Origin of the sequence: Methylobacterium sp. NMS14P, assembly GCF_028583545.1 — a bacterium.
Lineage (GTDB): Bacteria > Pseudomonadota > Alphaproteobacteria > Rhizobiales > Beijerinckiaceae > Methylobacterium.
The window spans coordinates 168,697-182,947 of the sequence record NZ_CP087106.1 but is presented as its reverse complement, the minus strand read 5'-3'; the positions used below and the strand labels follow the sequence as shown (position 1 = coordinate 182,947).

The following is a 14,251-nucleotide window of genomic DNA, read 5'->3' as shown; positions in this document are numbered from 1 at the left end:
GACTCGTCGTGACGCGGCGGGGCCATGTCGGCCATAAGGGTGCAGCGTCGCCCGTCCCGGGCGGGCCCAGCGATCTGCCGGCGCGCGATGATCTACAACCTGCAAATCCTGCGCGCCCTCGCGTCGTACCTCGTCTTCCTCACGCATTTCGGTCTCTACATCGGCCCCGTGCTGCCGCGACCGGACCTGCTCGCCTTCGGCGCGAGCGGAGTCGACGTGTTCTTCGTGCTCTCCGGGTTCATCATGTTCGTGAGCACGAGCGGGCGCCGCGAGAGACCGGGCGAGTTCCTGCTCCGCCGCGCGTCGCGCGTCGTCCCGGTCTACTGGTTCGTCACGATCGGCCTGGCGCTGATCGCGCTGACCGGCTTGAAGCCCATCGGGATCGTGGAGATGCGGCCGGACTACGTCGTCCAGTCCCTGCTGTTCCTGCCGTTCTCCCGGGGCGGCTACATCGAGCCGCTGAACTCCGTGGGCTGGACCCTCAATTACGAGATGTTCTTCTACGTGGTCTTCGCGGGACTGCTGCTGGTGCCGAGGCCCGCCTTCCGGGCGCTCGGCGCGGGCGCGATCTTCCTGGCGCTGATCCTCCTCGGATTGCTGCCCGCGTCGAGCCTCTACTGGGCGTACTACACGAAACCGATCCTCATCGAGTTCGCCGCCGGCATCGGGCTGGGCTACGCCTATCTGAGGCTGGGAGCGCCGCCCGCGGGCTTCCCGGTCCGACGGGTCGCCGGCGCGGCCGGCGCGGCGGCGCTGGTGCTCATCCTCGGCGGCCAGATCGTGACCGAAGCGCTCGGCGCCAGTCCCGAACTGTCGGGGTTCGCCCGCCCGCTCGTCTGGGGGGCCGCGGCCGTCCTGATCGTGGGTGCGATGCTGCTGCTGGAGCGGGCCGGCATCGCCCTGAAGTCGCGCTGGCTCCTGTCCCAGGGCAATGCCAGCTATTCCTTCTACCTGGTTCACAACCTGCTGCTGCACAGCGCCGCCAAGATCGCGTCCCTCGTCGCGGCGCCTGGACTCGCGCGCGCCGCCCTGATCTTCGCGATCGCGTTCCCGGCGGCGGTCGCCTCCGGGGAGCTGCTGTTCCGGTACGTCGAGACGCCGGTGATCGCGGCCCTGCGGCGTCGGCTCGACCGGCGGCAGTCTCCCGCCCTCCTGCCCGCTCCGGCCGCTTCGTAGGCCGCGTGGCTGAACCTCGGCCGGCCGTCTGCCGACATCGCGCAGCGAGCGCCCGCCGAAGGTCGAGCCAGAGACTGCACCTCTAACAAAACCCGTTGCTTAACCTTAATTATTCGCAAAAATTAAGTTTACACCTCGCATCTCGGGTCTAAATCGGCACTATTTTCGACTGTTGCCGGCTCGGTGACCGCTTTTTTAGAGATCACGTCGCTATTACCCTCTCGTGTGTGCCTTGGCCCGCTGTCGCAGGCGGGACCGGCAGGACGGAATGCATGGTCCAGCGTCCGGCGCACCGACGAGGAAGCTGTGATGCGTGTCGCGATTGTTCACGACTGGTTGTACATCGTCGGTGGCGCCGAGCGTGTCCTCGAGCAGCTGCTGCGGATCTATCCGGACGCCGATGTCTTCGCGCTCTTCGACTTCCTGCCGGAGGCGGACCGGGCGCGTCTGGGATACACCCGGGCGCGTACGAGCTTCATCCAGCGCATGCCGTTCGCGCGAACGCGGCACCGCAACTACCTGCCGCTGATGCCGCTCGCGATCGAGCAGTTCGACCTGTCGGCCTACGATCTCATCATCTCGAGCAGCTACGCGGTGGCGAAGGGCGTCCTGACCGGGCCCGATCAGCTCCACGTCTCCTACATCCACTCGCCCATGCGCTACGCCTGGGACATGCAGCACACCTACCTGCGAGAGAGCGGCTGCGACGCGGGCATGAAAAGCCTGCTCGCCCGGCTGATCCTGCACCGGATGCGCGTCTGGGATTTCCGCACGGCGGCCGGCCCCAACGCGATCGTGGCCAACTCGGCCTTCGTCGCCCGCCGCATCCACAAGGTCTACGGCCGCACCGCCGAGGTCATCCACCCACCGATCACGCTGCCGAGCCAGCGGTACGACGGGCCGCGCGGCAACCACTTCCTCGTGGCCAGCCGGCTCGTGCCGTACAAGAACGTCGAGGCGGTGATCCGCGCCTTCGCGCTGCTTCCCGACCTCGAACTCGTGGTGGCGGGCACCGGACCCGATGCCGCGCGGCTGCGCGAGATCGCCGGGCCCAACGTGTCGTTCTCCGGCTTCGTGCCCGACGCGGAGCTGCGCCACCTCATGGCGACGGCCCGCGCCTTCATCTTCGCGGCCGAGGAGGATTTCGGGATCATCGTGGTCGAGGCCACGTCGGAGGGCACGCCGGTCCTCGCGCTCGGCCGCGGCGGCGCCCGCGAGACGGTCCAGACCCGCGGCCCGCAGCGCACCGGGATGTTCTTCGACGTGCCCGAACCCGAGGCGGTCGCCGAGTGCGTCCACCGCTTCCTGCTTCAGGAGAGCCACTTCACCCGCGAGGCCTGTTGGGCGCAGGCCGAGATGTTCTCGGCCGAGCTGTTCCGCAGCCGGTTCTCGAACTTCGTCGACGAGCAGATGGCCCTGCACCTTGCCGCCTGCGAGACGCGCCCGCGGATCCTGCCGCGCCTCGAAGCCGTCGGCTGAGGGCGGGCCGCATGTCCTTCCTGACTGTCGATCTGGCCGACCGGACGCCGGTTCGCGCCCTCGCCCAGGAACCGGCGCGCGGCGGTCCACTGGCCGCCGCCGTTTCGCGGATCTGGCATCGCCGCTACCTGTTCGCGGCGGTGTTCGCCGCGATCTTCGGCCTCGCCGTCACCGCCCTGCTGATGATCCAGCCGCAATACGTGGCGAGCGGCTCGGTGATCGTCGCCGAGGCGGAGCCGGGCGCCAACAACGCCTCGATGGCCTGGATCCAGAAGATCGGCGACCCGGCCGACATCGAGAGCCAGATCCTGGTGATCCGCTCCCCGCGGCTCCTGCGCCTCGCGATCGACGACAACCTCGTCGCCGCGGTCCTGGCCGAGTGCCGCTACGCGGCCACCCGCGGGCAGCCGGACCGGATCAGCGACAAGAAGGAGGCCGCCTGCACGAAGCTCACGACCGACCGCAACGCCCTCGTCGAGTACCTGCAGAAGCGCTACACGGTGCTGAGTTCCGGCCGCTCGCGCATCATCACCATCGGCTACAAGTCGCCGCTGCCCGAGACGGCGCAGACGATGGCAAACGGCGTGATCAACGCCTTCCTGGACGACCAGCGGGAGGCGCAGGCCTCCAGCCGCAAGGCGGCGGCCGACTGGCTGCACACCGAGATCGGCCAGCTGGACGCCTCGATCCGGGCCGACGAGACGCGGATCCAGACCTTCCGGCGCCGCAAGGGCCTGCTCAAGGGCTCGCTGGCCCCGATCAGCGCGGAGCGGCTCACCAGCATCAGCCAGCAGCTCTCGGCCGCCGAGACCGCCAAGGCGGACGCCGCCGCGCGGCTCTCCGAGATCGAGGCCAAGGGCGCCCGCGGTGCCGACAGCGCCCCGGCCGTCCTGGCGAGCCCGACCATCGTCTCGCTGAAGCAGCAGCTCAGCGGCGTCAGCGCGCAGCTCGCCAACCAGAGCACCCTCCTGGGCGCGAACCACCCCGTCATCCGGGCGCTCGAGACCGAGCAGGCGAGCCTGCGCGCGCGGATCGAGCAGGAGGTCGGGAACGTCGCCCGGGGACTGCGCAAGTCCTACGAGGCCTCGAACGCCCTCGCCAAATCGCTGCGCGTCCAGCTCGAGACCGCGAAGACCGACGCCGCCGCCGCGATGGACGACGAGGCCTCGATCGAGGGCATGGTGCGGAACGCGGAGATCAAGCGCACCCGCTACGCCGATCTCGTGAAGCGGGCGGGCGAGCTGGAGACGGAGCGGCGCATCCTCACCGGCAGCACGCGGCTGGTCAGCCTCGCCGAGCTGCCGCAGGAGCCGTTCTCCCCCAAGGCCGTCCCGCTCCTGGCGGGCGGCATCGTGCTCGCGGGCGTGCTCGCCGCCGCCGCCGCGCTGCTGCGGGACTTCACCGACCGCCGCGTGCGCACCTCGGCGCAGCTGATCGCCGGCACCGGCGCGCCGGTCTTCGCGCAGCTGCCGAGCCTGGAGCCCGCCGGCCTGGTCGGCCGCTTCTCCGAGCGCCAGCGCGAACTCGACCTGGCAGAAGCCCTGGCGCGGGCGCGGGTCGAGCCGGTGATGCAGAACGTCCTGCGCAACCTGCACGCCCATCTCGTGCTGGCGGGCGGCGGCAAATCCCGCGTCATCCTGGTGACCTCGGCGAAGCCGCGGGAGGGCAAGTCCTTCACGGCCTTCGCGCTCGCCGGGATCGGCGCCGCGAGCGGCCGACGGGTGCTCGTGGTCGAGTGCGACCTGCGGCGGCCGAACTTCGAGGCCTCCCTCGGGCTCGGCCGCGGCCCCGGCCTCGGCGGCGTGCTCCGCGGCGAGATCGACCCGGCCGAGGCCGTGGTCCAGGCCGGACGCTTCGACGTCATCCCGGCCGGGACGCCCACCGCCGACTCGACCGAGCTCCTGATGGGCGACCGGATGGCGGAGTTCCTCAGGTGGAGCCGCCGCTACGACCTCGTCCTCCTCGACACCCCGCCCACCAGCCTCCTGATGGACGCGGCGATGCTCGCCCGCCACGTCGACGGCGTGCTCTGCTGCGCCCGCTACGGCCGCTCGCAGCTCTCCGACACCGTCGAGACCGTGGCGAACCTGCGCCGCGCCGGCGGGCACGTGCTCGGGATCGCCATGACGATGGTCCGGCCGGGCCACCAGTCGACCTACGACGTGATGCCGCTGCCCGATCCCCGCACGGCCGCGAGCGCGCGATGACCGAGGTTCTTCCCGTCCACGCGCTCGCGGAGCGCGGCCCCAGGGACCGGGCGCGGGCGGCGCGCTCAGGCGTCGCCGCGCGGCCGCGCGTCCTGTTCGTGAGCCATACCGGTACCATGTCGGGGGCCGAGCTGGTGCTCCGCGACGCGGTCCGGCCCTGGGCGGGCTCGAGCGCCTTCCTGTTCGAGGACGGCGCGCTGACCGAGGCCCTCCGCAATGAGGGTCTGGAGATCCGCCTCGCGCGCCGCCGGTCCGCCCTGGCGGGCCTCAAGCGCGATGTCTCCCCGTTGAGCGCCCTGCCGGTCCTGGGCCAGCTCGGCGCCCTGGCGCTGGAGATCGCCGGGGCGGCCCGGTCCTACGATGTGGTCTACGCCAACTCGCAGAAGGCGTTCCTGCTCTCGTCCCTGGCGGCCCGCGCCGTCGGGCGTCCCCTGATCTGGCACCTGCACGACATCCTCGACGGCGCGCATTTCGGCCGGGTGCAGCGCGTCCTGCAGGTCCGGCTCGCCAATCTCTGCGCTGCCCGGGTGATCGTGCCCTCCGAGGCCGCCGCGCGGGCCTTCGTCCAGGCCGGCGGCCGTCGGTCCCTCATCCGTATCGTGCCGAACGGCCTCGACGTCGATCCGGCGCCCTGCCCCGCCGCGACGCTGCGCGCGGAGCTCGGCCTGCCGGACGGCCCCCTCGTCGGCGTCTTCAGCCGCCTCGCCCCGTGGAAGGGCCAGGACATCCTGATCGAGGCGCTCGCGACCCTGCCCGGCCTCGGCTGCATCGTGGTGGGGGCGCCGCTCTTCGGCGAGGATGCCTACGCGGCGCACCTGCGGGATCTCGCGGCGCGCCAAGGGCTGTCGGACCGGGTGCTGTTCCTCGGTCAGCGCGACGACGTTCCCCGGCTGATGCGGGCAGTCGACGCGGTCGTGCACCCCTCGGTCGATCCCGAACCGTTCGGCCGCACCCTGGTCGAGGCGATGCTGGTCGGCGTGCCGGTAATCGCCACCGATGCCGGCGCGTCCGCCGAGATCCTCGACGGCGGCGCGGCCGGGACGCTGGTGCCACCGCGGCGACCGGACCGCCTCGCGGCAGCCCTGTCGGGGCTGTTCGCCGATCCCGATTCCTTCCGGGCGCGCACCGCGCTCGCCCAGGAGCGGGCGCTGTCCCGCTACGGCGCCGACCGCATGCAGCGCGATCTCGCCGACCTCATCCTCCAGGTCGCCGGCCAGGCCTGACGGGCCGGCGATCCCCCCTCATCCCGTTCGGAGCCGTCAGAGCCGCCATGCCGCGTGTCCTCGTCAACATGCCGAGCCAGCATGCCGGTCGGCCGTCGGGCGTGGCGCTCGTCGCCTTCCGGGTGATCGCCGGTCTGGTCGCGCGCGGCACCTTCGCGGTGGTGCTCCGCTCTCCCTGGCGTCGCGACCAGCTGCCGGCGGCGATCCGCGACCGCGTCGAGGTCGTGACGGTGCCGCGACCGCGGATCATGCTGCTCGACGTCCTGCGCCAGTGCCTCGCCGTCCCACGGCTGTGCCGCGCCCGCGCCATCGACGTGGTGCTGAACATCGATCCCTACGGTGCGGCCTTCGGTGGCCGCGCCCGCGTCAGCGTCGTGCACGACCTCTACTTCCGCACGCTGCCCGAGCGCATCCGGTCCCGCGAGGCCCTGACCACCGACCCGATCTTCCGCCTGGTCCTCGGCAACAGCGCCCGGGTGATCGCCGTCTCGGAGGCGACGCGGCGCGATCTGGAGCACCATTACCCGCGCCTCCGCGGCCGGACCCAGACCGTGCGGTCCGCGGCCATGCTCGACCCGAAGGCGGGCGGATCCGCCGCCGGGGTCCCCGCGGGGCCGTACGTGCTGGCGGTCGGCAACGCCCTCTACAACAAGAACTTCGCCACCCTCGCGTGCGCCGTGGTCGGCCTCGGCCGGGCGGGGATCGGGATCGTCCACGTCGGCGAGGATCCCGACGAGGCGATCGCCGCCGCGCTCGGCGACGCGCCGGTCCCGCTGACCCGCCTGTCGCGCATCGGCGACGACAGGCTGGCGGCCCTCTATCGCGGGGCGCTGTGCCTGTGCGTCCCGTCCTTCGCAGAGGGGTTCTGCCTGCCCGTGCTGGAGGCGCAGGCCCTCGACTGCCCGGTGATCTGCTCGGACCGCTCCGCGACGCCCGAGATCGCCGGAGCGGGCGCCCTCACCTTCGATCCAGCCGACGCGGCGGCGCTGACCGAGTGCCTGCGCCGCCTGCTCGACCAGCCCGAGCTCCGGGCCGCGCTGATCGCCCGCGGCCGCGACAATGTTCGGCGCTACGACTGGGCCGAGACCGCCCGCCGTTACGAAACTCTGCTGCTCGACGCGCTGCGGGACGGCGCGTCGGCACAACCCGCCCGGGAGGTGCCGCATGCGCATCCTGCACCTTAGCTCGCTGTACCCGCCCGAGCAGGTCGGCGGCGCCGAACTGATGGTCGAGACGCTCGCCCGGACCCAGGCGGATCTCGGCCACGGCGTCGCCGTCGCCTGCCCGGCGCGGACGGAGGGCGGACCGGCCCTGCAGGACGGCGTCACCGTCTACCGGACCGGGTACGGAACGCCGTTCCACATCCTCGACTGGCCGCAGCGCGGGCGGGCCGACCGCCTCCGCTACAAGCTCGCGGCGCAGTGGAACCGCCACGCCCTCGACCGGATGGCGGGGGCGGTCCGCGACTTCGGCCCCGACCTCGTGAACACGCACTCCATCTCCGAGCTGCCGCCGGCGCTCTGGCCGATGCTCCGGCGGATCGGAGTGCCGATCGTGCACACGCTACACGACTTCACCAGCCTCTGCACCAACGGCGCGATGGTGCGCCACGGGCGTCCCTGCGCCCGGCAGCACCTGAAGTGCCGCCTCTACGCCGCGCCGCACCGGCGCTGCCAGCGCGCCGTGACGGCCGTCACCGCCGTAGGCACGGACATCCTCGACCGCCACCTCGCCGCCGGCCTCTTCACCCAGGTCCCGCCGTCGCTGCGCCGGGTGATCTGGAACCCGATCCCGTCCGGTTCGCCGGTGGCGCGGGGGAAGCGGGCGCCCGGCGCGCCGATCCGGTTCGGCTACCTGGGCCGGATCGAGGGCGCGAAGGGCTTCGACGTCCTCCTCGACGCCTGCAGACGCCTGCCGGAATCGGGCTGGAGCCTCGCCGTCGCGGGCCGCGCCGTGGACGGGCTGGACCGCTACCGCGGCCTGGCCGAGGGCCTGCCCGTGTCCTTCCTGGGCTACGCGGAGCGCGACGCCTTCCTCGATGATCTGGACTGTCTCGTCGTCCCGCCGACCTGGCCCGAGCCCTTCGGCCGGACGGTGGCGGAGGCCTACGGGCGCGGCGTCCCGGTGATCGGCACCGCCACCGGCGGCATCGGCGAGCAGATCGGGCCCGGCCCCTGGCTGGTGCCGCCGGGCGACGCGCCGGCGCTCGCCGCCGCGATGGCGCGGATCGTCGCGGAGCCGGCCCGCCTCGCCGAAGGGCTCGCCCGCGCTGCCCGGATCCGCGCCGGCACCGATCCGGTCGCCGTCGCGACCGCCTACCTGGACCTCTACGCCGCGACCCGCGACGCAACCCGCACCGAACCGCTTCCCGAGCTTTCCGCCCGCGCGGAGCGCCCGCACCTCAGCGAGTGCCGTTCATGATGACCCCCACCCTGTCGTCGAACTATGCCCGGGTCCTCGCCGAGGAGCCGCGCGCCCATGACCAAGACCGGCCGAGGGAGCGGGCCGCCGCGCGCGCGGTGACCGGCCCCCTGCGGATCCTGCATCTCAGCGCCCTCTACCCGCCCTACATCGTGGGCGGCGCCGAGCGCTCGGTGGAGCACCTCGCCGAGGAGCTCGTCGCGGCCGGCCACACGGTGGCGGCGGCCTGCATCGCCCGGGAACCCGAGCCCAAGAGCGTGCGCGGCGGCGTCACCGTCTACCGCATGGCTCACCACAACGATTTCTGGCTGGAGGACTGGCCCAAGGCGAGCCGGTTCGGCCGGGCCTGGGCCAAGCTCAAGCAGCAGTGGAATTTCGCCGTCGCGGCCGAGTTCGGCCGCGTCCTCGACGATTTCCGCCCCGACATCGTCAACACGCACTCGCTGCTCGACGTCTCGACCCTCGTCTGGCGCGAGGCGGCCAAGCGCGGAATCCCGATCGTCCACACGGTCTGCGAGTACGACCTGATCTGCGGCAACGCCGCGATGTTCAAGGACGGCAAGCCGTGCGACCGCTGGCACCTGGGCTGCAAGGTGGTCAACGCCGGCAAGCAGATCACCAACCGGTCGGTGGACGCCGTCGTCAGCGTCGGGACCGAGATTCTCAAGACCCATGTCGATCACGGGTTGTTCGCGCATCTCGCGCCCGAGCGGCGGCGCGTGATCTTCTATTCCTGCACCGTTCCAGAGGGCGACCCGGAGGCTCGGCGCCGGATCGATCGGACCGGCCAGCCGATGTCCTTCGGCTATCTCGGCCGGATCAACACCGAGAAGGGGGTCGGCACGATGATCGACGCCTTCCGGCGGCTCGGTCCCGGCGACTGGCGCTGCCTCGTCGCCGGCCACGCGATGGACGACTCGATCGAGCGCTTCAAGGCCCAGGCCGAGGGCCTGCCGATCGACTTCGTCGGCTGGGCGAAGCCCGCCGAGTTCCTCAGCGCCATCGACGTGCTCATCGTCCCGTCGTTCTGGGCCGAGCCGTCGCCGCGGACGATCTACGAGGCCTACACGATGGGCGTTCCGGTGATCGGAGCGGCCTCGGGCGGGATCCCCGAGCTGATCGGCGAGGACAACGCCGACTGGCTGTTCACGCCGGGCGACGACGCCGACCTCGCCGCGCGGCTGCGGAGCGTGATCGACCGCGGCCGCGGCGACCTGCCGGACGAGCGCGCCTTCCAGCACGTCATCCGCGAGTCGACCTCGGAGCGCGTCGCCGAGAAGTATCTCGATCTCTACGCCGAACTCGTCGCCGAGCGTCGGGCATCTCGCCCGTGAGCGCCGCCGCGCCGGTCCTGTCGGAGGCCGCGGCCGCCGAGGAGGAGCCGGGGCTCGCCTCCGGCGCCGCGGTGACGCGCCGCTCGTTCGACGCGGCGCGCTGGGTGGCGGTCGCCTCCGTCGGCAACGTCGTCCTGAGCTTCGGGGTGTTCCTCGTGCTCGCGCGCCTCATCGGGCCCGCCGAGTTCGGGATGGTGGCGATCGCCGCGGTCTTCATCGACATCCTGCAGATCGTGGCCCGCTGCGGTCTGCCGGACGCGGTGGTCCAGCGCGCCGACCTCGACGAGGACTTCGCCGCCACCGCCTTCTGGGTGATGCTCGTTACGGGCATCCTGTGCGCCGTGGGCCTCGTGGCCCTGGCCGGCCCGATCGCCTGGATCTTCGACCTGCCGGCGCTGCAGCCGGTCCTGTGCGCGCTCTCCGCCTGCTTCGTGATCACGGCCGCGGGCGCGATCCACGAGGCGCGGCTCCAGCGGAGCTTCGGCTTCCGCAAGCTCGCCTTGCGGGCGCTCGGCGCCAACGTGCTCGGCGGGGCCGCGGCCCTCGTGCTGGCCCTCGACGGCTACGGCGTCTGGAGCCTGGTGGTCCAGCGGCTCGTCGCCGCGACCGCGACCACGCTCCTGACCTGGGCGGCGGCCCGCTGGATCCCGCCCCTGCGGCTGCACCTCGCCTCCGTGCGCGAGCAGGTCGCGTTCGGCTCGCGGCTGTTCTGCACCTACCTGCTGCTCGTCGCCTCGATCCGGAGCCAGGAGGTGATCGCGGCCTACTTCCTGTCCGCGACCGATGTCGGATACCTGCGCCTCGCGTGGCGCTGCATCGACCTCGTGAGCCAATTGGCTGTCATCCCGCTCACCACGGTCGGGCTGACCACCTACGCGCGCCTCCAGGACCGGCCCGGCGAGCTGGCCGCGGCCTTCCACGGCTTCACCGAGGCCTCCGCGTTCCTGGCCGTCCCCGCCTTCTTCGGCATGGCGGCCGTGGCCCCGACCCTCATCCCGTTCCTGTTCGGCGACCAGTGGCACGCCGCGGCGCCGGTGCTGCGGACGCTGGCGCTCCTCGCCCCGGAATTCGTCGCCACCTCGATGCTGTGGATGATCTTCACGGCCCTGGGCCGCAACGGCACGGCCCTGCGGCTCGCCGGCGCGCAGTTCGGCCTCGGCGCCGTGGCGGCAGTCGTGACCGCGCCCTTCGGCCTCGCCGCCCTGGTCGCCGGGCACGTGGTGCGGGCCTACCTGTTCACGCCCGCGGTCGTCGCCAGCGCGGGGCGCGTCGTCCCGGTCACGAACGGGCGGCTCGTGCGGCTCCTCGCGCCGATCACGCTCTGCGCCGGCGCGATGGCCGGGGTCGTGCTGCTCGTCCAGAGTCCGATCCACGCCGCGCTCGGGGACCGGTTCGGCCTGTTCGCCGCGGTCGGACTCGGGATCGCGGCCTATCTGGGCCTCGCCTGGATCTTCATGCGCGGTACGCTCCGCACGGCCGTCGGCGTGTTCCTGAGACGCCCCGCCTGATCTGCACCCTCCGCCAACCTTTGTGGGCGACACTGCCGGCCGAAGGCCGCGGCCGGCGGTGGGTTCATCGGCGGCCGGTGCGCGGGGACGGTGCAGGGTGATGGCGGGACAGGCGTTGCCGATCGGGACGAGTGCGCCGGCCGCGTCCCTCCTCGCGGACCGCGTCGCCGTGTTCCTGCTCGGCGCCGCCCTGAACTTCAACGTCCTGACCTCGACCTTCGGGCTGCCGTTCCAGCGCCTGTCCGACCTGCTGCCGTTCCTGCTCATCCCCTGGCTCGGGTTGCGCCGCGCCGTCGTCGCGGAGGCGGTGCGGCAGGCCGCACCGCTCGCCGGCATCCTGGCGCTGATCGCGGCCTCGCTGGTGCTGAAGGCGCACAAGCAGGCGGGCGACGTCTACCTGACCCTCGTCCTGCTGCTCTACGTGGTCCAGGCGTTCATCCTGCTGGTGATGTTCCGCGACCGGCGCGTCGAGGACGCGTTCTGCGTCGGTCTGCTCGCCGGCATGCTCGCCTCCCTGGCGGTGCTGCTGCTCGCCGCCTCCGGCACGCCGCTCGACCGGTTCGGGCTCGCGGTCCCCACGGACGGGCTCGACGAGGAGTTGAAGCTGTTCGTGCAGGACAAGCAGGGCGGCCTCTGGGCCTCCGGCAACGAGACCGGCCACGTCTTCGCGCTGGCCGGGGCCGCGGCCCTGCTGCTCAGCCTGCGCTACCGCCTCAAGATCATCTATCTCGCCTACTTCGCGGCCCTGCTGGCGAGCTTCCCGTTCACCAACAACCGCGCCGGCCTGTTCATGCCGGTCCTGTTCCTCGGCCTGCTGATGCGCCGGAACCTCAAGGCACCGGCGGTGCTGGCCGCGCTCGGCGTCCTGGGCGTCCTGCTCGTGGCCTGGGCGGTGACGGGGGAATTCCCGCTGCCGGGGACCCTGTCCCAGGCGATCGAGCGGCGCTTCGCCGAGGACCACAACGTCACGGGCAATTTCGACGAGCGATTCCTGTCCGGCGTGACCGCGCTCCAGCTCGTCGTCGAGTACCCGTTCGGCGTCGGCGAGGTCGCCCGCCGGGAGGAGCTGCAGGCGCTGACCGGACTCGTGACGCCCCATAACGGCTTCGTCTCGCTGGCGCTCCAGAGCGGCATCGCCACGGCGCTGCTGCTCGTCGCCGGCCTCGGGCGGGTCCTGCTGGCGCCCGCCGCGTTCGGGCCGTTCCTGACCTACAGCGCGGTGTTCCTGATCCCGTCGCTGATGTTCGAGGAGCTGTCGGTCAACCAGTACTTCCTCTTCTTCATGGGCTTCATCCTGGCGTCCCTCGCGCTGCCGCCGGACCGGGCGCAGTCCGGGACCCGATAGGGGTCGCGCCGCGACGATCCGCGGCGCGCCTTCACCGCATGACGAAGGGGTTCTCCGGGGCGTCGCGGCTCGTGGAGATCCAGACGCTCTTGGTCTCCAGGTACTCGCGGATCGACTCGATGCCGCTCTCGCGGCCGATGCCCGAGCGCTTCATGCCGCCGAACGGCATCATGTAGCTCACCGCCCGGTAGGTGTTCACCCAGACGGTGCCGGCCCGCAGCCCCTTCGACATGCGCATCGCGCGGCCGATATCCTGGGTCCAGACGCCCGCCGCGAGCCCGTAGATCACGTCGTTGCCGACCCTCAGGGCCTCGGCCTCGTCCTCGAAGCCGATGATCGACAGCACCGGGCCGAACACCTCCTCCTGGGCGATGCGCATGTCGTTGGTGACGCCGGTGAAGATGGTCGGCTCGACGAACTGGCCGCCGAGCACGCCGGGACCGGAGGCGGGGTTGCCGCCGAACACGCAGCGCGCGCCCTCGCTCTTGGCGAGCGCGATGTAGTCGAGCACCTTCGTGTACTGGGGCGGCGTCGTGATCGGCCCGATATTGGTGTCGGCCTGCATCGGGTCGCCGAGCTTGGCGGTGCGGGCGAGCTCGACCAGGCGCTCGGTGAATTCCTGGCGGATGCTGTTCTGGACCAGGAGGCGCGAGCCGGCGATGCAGGTCTGCCCGGTGGCCGCGAAGATGCCCGAGATCGCCCCCGCGGCGGCCGCCTTCAGGTCGGCATCGGCGAAGACGATGTTGGGCGACTTGCCGCCGAGCTCCAGGGAGACGCGCTTGATCTGCCGCGCGGCCGCCTCGTAGACCTTCGCGCCGGTGACGTCGGAGCCCGTGAAGGTGATCTTGGCGACGTCGGGATGCTCGACGATGGCGGTGCCGGCCTCGCCGCCGAAACCGGTGACGACGTTGAACATGCCGTCGGGCAGCCCCGCCTCCTTGGTCAGGCGGGCGAATTCCAGCGTGCTCGCGGAGGCGAATTCGGAGGGCTTCACCACGACCGCGCAACCGGCCGCGAGCGCGGGGGCGCATTTCCAGGCGACGAACAGGAGCGGCGAGTTCCACGCCGTCAGCGCCCCGACCACGCCGACCGGCTCGTGCCGCGTGAACGCGAAGGTCTCGGGCTTGTCGATCGGCACCTGGGCGCCCTCGACCTTGTCGGCGAGCCCCGCGTAGTACCACCACCATTCCGGCTGGTAGCGGGTCTGGCCGTACATCTCGGCGAACAGCTTGCCGTTATCGCGGACCTCGACCTCGGCCAGCGCCTTGGCCTCGCGCTCGACGAGGTCGCCGATCCGGCGCAGGATCTTGCCGCGGGCCGAGGCCGTCATGGTCGCCCAAGGACCGTCCCACATGGCGCGCTTGGCGGCGGCCACCGCCCGGTCGGCGTCGACGCGCCCCGCGCGCGGGATCCGCGCCCAGGGCTCGCCGCGATAGGGGTCGATGGACTCGAACCACGAGCCCTCGACCGGATCGACGGACTGCCCGTCGATGTAGAGCTGGTAGGTCTTCACGGCACGCCTCTCCGTCCGGGGATGCGCGCCATATGGATCCGAAGC

Annotated in this window: 10 protein-coding genes; 9 read left to right on the top strand and 1 reads right to left on the bottom strand. The window is 71.9% G+C overall.

Going from position 1 to position 14,251, the window contains the following annotated elements:
- Window positions 1-87 precede the first annotated feature (87 nt).
- From LOK46_RS00920 to LOK46_RS00880, 9 genes are all read left to right on the top strand, one after another.
- The gene (locus LOK46_RS00920; RefSeq protein WP_273562053.1) at window positions 88-1,176 is read left to right on the top strand and encodes an acyltransferase family protein; all 1,089 of its coding nucleotides are present in this window, start codon (window positions 88-90) and stop codon (window positions 1,174-1,176) included.
- 309 nt (window positions 1,177-1,485) lie between these two features.
- The gene (locus tag LOK46_RS00915) at window positions 1,486-2,655 is read left to right on the top strand and encodes a glycosyltransferase (protein ID WP_273562052.1); all 1,170 of its coding nucleotides are present in this window, start codon (window positions 1,486-1,488) and stop codon (window positions 2,653-2,655) included.
- Between the two features lie 11 nt (window positions 2,656-2,666).
- Window positions 2,667-4,862: a GumC family protein gene (locus LOK46_RS00910; RefSeq protein WP_273562051.1), complete on the top strand. Its 2,196-nt coding sequence runs from the start codon at window positions 2,667-2,669 to the stop codon at window positions 4,860-4,862.
- Complete coding sequence (locus tag LOK46_RS00905) at window positions 4,859-6,085, top strand: glycosyltransferase (RefSeq protein ID WP_273562050.1); 1,227 nt, start codon at window positions 4,859-4,861, stop codon at window positions 6,083-6,085. The genes LOK46_RS00910 and LOK46_RS00905 overlap by 4 nt, the downstream gene beginning before the upstream one ends.
- Window positions 6,086-6,132: 47 nt before the next feature.
- Window positions 6,133-7,269: a glycosyltransferase family 4 protein gene (locus tag LOK46_RS00900; RefSeq protein WP_273562049.1), complete on the top strand. Its 1,137-nt coding sequence runs from the start codon at window positions 6,133-6,135 to the stop codon at window positions 7,267-7,269.
- Window positions 7,250-8,506 carry a glycosyltransferase family 4 protein gene (locus tag LOK46_RS00895; protein ID WP_273562048.1) on the top strand — a complete coding sequence of 419 codons (1,257 nt, stop codon included), beginning with the start codon at window positions 7,250-7,252 and terminating at the stop codon, window positions 8,504-8,506. Before LOK46_RS00900 ends, LOK46_RS00895 begins: the two co-directional genes overlap by 20 nt.
- A gap of 110 nt (window positions 8,507-8,616) precedes the next feature.
- Window positions 8,617-9,840, top strand: coding sequence for a glycosyltransferase family 4 protein (locus LOK46_RS00890; protein ID WP_337251977.1), 1,224 nt, complete (start codon window positions 8,617-8,619; stop codon window positions 9,838-9,840).
- Window positions 9,837-11,348 (top strand): lipopolysaccharide biosynthesis protein, encoded by a 1,512-nt coding sequence (locus tag LOK46_RS00885; RefSeq protein ID WP_273562046.1) that lies wholly within the window; start codon window positions 9,837-9,839, stop codon window positions 11,346-11,348. Before LOK46_RS00890 ends, LOK46_RS00885 begins: the two co-directional genes overlap by 4 nt.
- 100 nt (window positions 11,349-11,448) lie before the next feature.
- Window positions 11,449-12,693, top strand: coding sequence for a hypothetical protein (locus LOK46_RS00880; RefSeq protein ID WP_273562045.1), 1,245 nt, complete (start codon window positions 11,449-11,451; stop codon window positions 12,691-12,693).
- Between the two features lie 31 nt (window positions 12,694-12,724).
- Here the strand turns inward: LOK46_RS00880 and LOK46_RS00875 are convergent, their stop codons facing one another.
- A complete protein-coding gene (locus LOK46_RS00875) occupies window positions 12,725-14,206 on the bottom strand; it encodes an aldehyde dehydrogenase (protein ID WP_273562044.1) in 1,482 nt (493 codons plus the stop codon).
- Between the last annotated feature and the right edge of the window lie 45 nt (window positions 14,207-14,251).